The organism is Sphingobium indicum BiD32 (assembly GCF_000382885.1).
In the GTDB taxonomy this organism is placed as follows: domain Bacteria; phylum Pseudomonadota; class Alphaproteobacteria; order Sphingomonadales; family Sphingomonadaceae; genus Sphingobium; species Sphingobium japonicum_C.
In genome coordinates this window covers 1-3,758 of record NZ_CAVK010000192.1, presented here as the reverse complement: position 1 = coordinate 3,758, position 3,758 = coordinate 1, and the positions used below count along the sequence as shown (strand labels likewise).

Sequence of the window (3,758 nt, the reverse complement as noted above, 5' to 3'; positions counted from 1 at the left end):
ATTTCCGTGTGTGGGCGGGCGGTTGAACATTACGCTGCCATGGCCTTGATGAAGCGTTCGCCGAAGATGACGGCGAACTGGGCCTTGGCCATGGACCACTCACGCGGCGGCATTTTCCACTCTTTCTCGGATCGGTTCAAGATCAGATAGAGCAGCTTGGTCGCGGCATCGTCACTTGGGAAGTGCCCCCTGGCCCTGACCGCCCGTCGGAGCTGGGCATTCAGGGCCTCGATGGCATTCGTGGTGTAGACGATCCTGCGTACCTCGTCGGGGAAGGCGAAGAACGGGATGACCTCACTCCACGCCCGCCGCCAGCTCTGGCCGATTGCAGGGTAGCGCTGTCCCCATTCGCTGTCCTCGAAGGCCGTGAGCGCTTCCTCGGCGGCCTTGGCGTCGACGGCGCGGTAAATCCCCTTCAGCGCGGTGGCCAGCGGCTTGCGGTCCTTCCAGGAGACGAAGTCCATCGAGTTGCGCAGCAGGTGGACGATGCAGGTCTGGACTACGGCTTCGGGGAACACGGCGGTGATTGCGTCCGGGAAGCCCTTGAGGCCATCGACGACCGCCAGCATGATATCCTCTACGCCCCGGTTCTTGAGCTCGTTCATGACGCGCAGCCAGAACTTGGCGCCTTCATTCTGCTCGATCCACAGGCCCAGAACGACCTTGGTGCCATCGGCCAGCACGCCCAGCGCGATGTGGATCGCCTTGTTGCGAACCATGCCTTCGTCGCGGATTTTGACCCGGATGGCGTCGAAGAACACCAGCGGATAGGCCGGATCGAGCGGCCGGGCCTGCCAGGCCGCGACCTCCTCGAGCACGGCGTCGGTGACTGTCGATATCAGGTCCGGCGAGACGTCGATGCCGTACAGTTCGCGCAGATGCCCTGTGATCTCCCGGGTGCTCATGCCGCGCGCGTACATTGACACGATTTTGTCGTCGAAACCCGGAAAACGCCGCTGGTACTTGGCGATCAGTTGTGGATCAAAGCTGCCTTGCCGATCGCGGGGTACCTCGATCTCGATCTTGCCGGTGTCGGTAACGACGGTCTTGCGGCCATAGCCATTGCGGTTGTTGCCAGCCTGGTCTTCGTGTAACCGTGGTCTGAAGGCCGCAGCTAGGCGGCCTGAGCGATCTGCTGCTGCTCGGGCTGCCAGTTCCACGGCATGATCTCGTCCCACCGGGATGCGGGCCAGCCTGAGGCGATCTTCTCGATGACGTCGGCGATGTAGGCCTGCGGCTCGACGCCATTGAGCTTCGCCGTCTCGATGACGGAGTAGATGGCGGCGGCGCGTTCGCCGCCAGCCTTCGATCCGGCGAACAGCCAGTTCTTGCGACCGATGGCTATCGATCGGATGGCGCGCTCGGCGATATTGTTGTCGATCTCCGCGATGCCGTCATCGATGTAGCGGGTGAGCGCGTCCCAGCGCTTGCGGCCATAGGCGAGCGCCTTTGCCATCGCCGACTTAGGCGACAGGCGGCGCAGGGCGTCGTCGATCGCGCCACGAAGCGCGTCGATCTGTGGCATCGCTTGCTCTTGTCGATGTCGGCGCCGGATGTCGGGCGGCTGGCCGCGAACCTCCTCCTCGATCCGGTAAAGCCCGGCGATGCGTGTCAGCAGGTCGGTGGTGAGCGGCGTCGGGCTCGTCTGGTGGCACTCGAAGATCTTGCGGCGGAAGTGTGCCCAGCAGGCGACCTCGCGGATGCCGTTGCCTTCATAGAGCTTCTCATATCCGGCATAACCGTCCGCCTGGAGAAGGCCGGTGAACGACCTGAGCTCGCTCTGCGGATGGATGCCGCTGCGATCGGGGGTGAACCGATACCAGGCGAGCGCCGGGGTAGCGGCGCCCGATGCGCGGTCATCGACGACATAGGCCCAGAGCCGTGCCTGAGCGGTGCGGCCCTTGCCCGGCACGAGCATCGGCACCGGCGTGTCGTCGGTGTGGAGCTTGGCGGCCTTCAGTCCTTCCTCGCGGATGCGGCTGACGATGGGGTCGAGCAGATGCGCGGCCTGGCCCGCCCAGCCGGCGAGGGTCGAGCGATCGATGTCGATGCCTTGCGCCACCATCATCTCTGCCTGGCGATAGAGGGGCAGATGATGATCGAACTTGTGGACGACGACATGGGCGAGCGTGGCAAAGCTCGCCTTGCCGCGTGCAATCGCCTTCACCGGCGCCGGGGCCTGGACGATCCTGTCGCAGGCGCGGCAGCTATACTTGGGCCGCACGGTGCGGATAACGCGCCACTGGACCGGCGCGACGTCGAGTTGCTCGTCGCTGTCCTGCCCGAGCGGGCGCAGCGCGCCGCCGCAATCGGGACAGGTGCAGCTGCCGGCCTCGGGCTCGATCCGCCGTTCGGCGCGCGGCAGATGATCGGGCAATGCGCGCACCGATGAGGGGCGCTCGGTGGGCGCCCGTTCACTCGTTCGGCTGTCGGCGACCTCGGCTTCGCCTTCGAGCTCCTCGAGGGCGAGCTCGAGTTGCTCGATCTGCAGCGCGAGCTTCTCCGACGACTGGCCGAAGGTCATGCGGCGAAGCTGGGCGAGCTGGTGGCGGAGGGTATCGATCAGCGTGTCGCGGGCCGCGAGAGCGGCTTCGAGCTCGGCGATCCGGGCGTCCTTGTCGATGCTGGAAGAGGCTGGTTCCGACACCCGAAACACCTAGCAAAACAGGCTCCGCGATGCCAGTAAAACCCTCACTAATCCGCCACTTTTTACCCTGCGAGCAAGGGCGCTGCGGTGCGTTCGGGACGCCGCCAGTCGATGCCTTCAAGCAGCATCGAGAGCTGCGCCGCAGTGAGACTTACCTTGCCGGCCTTGGTAATCGGCCAGACGAACCGGCCGCGGTCCATGCGCTTCGAGAAGAGGCACAGACCCTGGCCGTCGTACCAGAGCAGCTTGACCAGATCGCCGCGCTTGCCGCGGAACGCGAACAGCGCCCCCGAGTGCGGACTCTTCTCCAGCACCTGCTGCACCAGCACCGCGAGGCCGTCGAACCCCTTGCGCATATCGGTGGCGCCGCAGGCCAGATAGATGCGTGTCGTCGGCGGTAACGGGATCATCGGGCAAGGACGGACATCACTCGGGCCAGCGCGTCGGTATCGACCGCCGCGTCGACAGTGAGCCGCACGCCCGACGGCAGCTCGATCCCGATGTGGTCGCTGCCTGCCGTCGCTGCGGTCGGCACCGACACCTCGACGAACGATGGCGCTGGCGTGCGCTTCGCTCCCGTCAGGTCGCCCGCCAGTGCCTGCCGGCGCCACGTATAGAGCATCCCGCTGCCGACCGCGTGTCGCTGGCACGTCGCCGAGACCGAGCCGCCAGGGCCGAACGCCTCGCGCAGGATCGACAGCTTCTGATCCACCGACCAGCGACGGCGGCCACCGACGACCGCGATCCGACTGCTCATATGATCACTCATATGACCGGTCACAAGAGCACTCGCTCCCGTCGCTCCGATATCCTCGTTCATCACCGCTCCTCGCAAAGAGCGGCTATCAGCACCCCAGAGCAGCTTCCCGCAAGGCGGCCTTCAGGACACGGTTACGTCTTCGTGCCCGAGATGATGATCCATCTCGGCATTGAGCGCACGTTCAGCCAAGGCTTTCTTCAGCGAATCCAGCAAGCCGCCTTGCTGCAAGGCCGCAGCAGCATCGCCGCCAGCCAGAAGTTGATCCAGCAAATCTGACGGGATCGCAGGTTCTTTGCGTCGGGACATAGTGGGACTCCTTCTTACCCATTATGCCCGCCCACACACGGAAAT

Annotated in this window: 3 protein-coding genes and 2 pseudogenes; all 5 read right to left on the bottom strand. The window is 65.1% G+C overall.

The genetic code is table 11. The annotated features are described in order from the left end of the window. Positions 1–29: 29 nt before the first annotated feature. Positions 30–1,085 (bottom strand): annotated as a pseudogene (locus EBBID32_RS18085) (IS256 family transposase); the annotation flags it as partial. A 29-nt stretch (positions 1,086–1,114) separates the two neighbouring features. Then, positions 1,115–2,656, bottom strand: a complete 1,542-nt coding sequence (gene tnpC, locus EBBID32_RS18080; RefSeq protein WP_006963111.1) for an IS66 family transposase — start codon at positions 2,654–2,656, stop codon at positions 1,115–1,117. A 53-nt stretch (positions 2,657–2,709) separates the two neighbouring features. Next, complete coding sequence (gene tnpB / locus EBBID32_RS18075; RefSeq protein WP_006963110.1) at positions 2,710–3,057, bottom strand: IS66 family insertion sequence element accessory protein TnpB; 348 nt, start codon at positions 3,055–3,057, stop codon at positions 2,710–2,712. Next, the gene (gene tnpA, locus EBBID32_RS18070) at positions 3,054–3,467 is read right to left on the bottom strand and encodes an IS66-like element accessory protein TnpA (RefSeq protein ID WP_006963109.1); all 414 of its coding nucleotides are present in this window, start codon (positions 3,465–3,467) and stop codon (positions 3,054–3,056) included. Before tnpA ends, tnpB begins: the two co-directional genes overlap by 4 nt. Positions 3,468–3,545: 78 nt before the next feature. Beyond that, positions 3,546–3,713: pseudogene (locus EBBID32_RS18065) on the bottom strand (IS256 family transposase); the annotation flags it as partial. Positions 3,714–3,758 lie beyond the last annotated feature (45 nt).